At 63.4% G+C, this 803-nt stretch carries 1 pseudogene; it reads left to right on the top strand.

The annotated features are described in order from the left end of the window. Window positions 1-803, top strand: a pseudogene (gene istA / locus HMPREF3014_RS24095) (IS21-like element ISPst3 family transposase); the annotation flags it as partial.

Raw genomic sequence — 803 nt, 5'->3', positions numbered from 1 at the left:
CAGGGCCATGAGATGTTATTTGACGCCCATACACGCTCGTTCGGCGCCTTGGGCGGCGTGCCGCGCCGGGGCATCTACGACAACATGAAGACCGCCGTCGACAAGGTCAATAAGGGCAAAGGCCGGGCGGTGAATGCACGCTTTGCGGTGATGTGCGCGCATTACCTGTTCGATCCGGACTTCTGCAACGTCGCCGCTGGTTGGGAAAAGGGCATCGTTGAAAAGAACGTGCAAGACAGCCGCAGGCGTATCTGGCTAGACGCCCAGGACTGTCAGTTTCACTCCTTCGAGGAACTCAATGCCTGGCTGGGCCAGCGCTGCCGCGCGCTTTGGAACGAGCTGACGCACCCTCAATACAGCGGGCTGAGTGTGGCCGAAGTGCTGGAGTTGGAGCGCGCTGAACTGATGCCTGTGCCAGCGCCATTCGACGGTTACGTCGAGCGGCCTGCGCGGGTCTCCAGCACCTGCCTGGTCAGCGTCGGGCGCAACCGCTACTCGGTGCCGTGTGAGTATGCGGGTAAGTGGGTCAGCAGCCGTTTGTATCCGACGCGAATCGAGGTGGTGGCTGACGACGCGCTGATCGCCAGCCATGTCCGCTTGCTGGATCGCGACCAGGTCAGCTATGACTGGCAGCACTACCTCCCGCTGATCGAACGCAAGCCCGGTGCGCTGCGCAACGGCGCGCCCTTTGCTGATCTGCCGGCGCCGCTGCGTCAGCTTAAGCACGGTCTGGGGCGTCATGCCGGCGGTGACCGGATCATGGCGCAAGTTCTGGCTGCCGTACCGGTCGCCGGGCTCGATGC

Origin of the sequence: Pseudomonas sp. HMSC065H01, assembly GCF_001815235.1 — a bacterium.
Lineage (GTDB): Bacteria > Pseudomonadota > Gammaproteobacteria > Pseudomonadales > Pseudomonadaceae > Pseudomonas > Pseudomonas aeruginosa.
The sequence above is the reverse complement of the archived record's forward strand: the minus strand, read 5'-3'. Positions and strand labels throughout refer to the sequence as shown.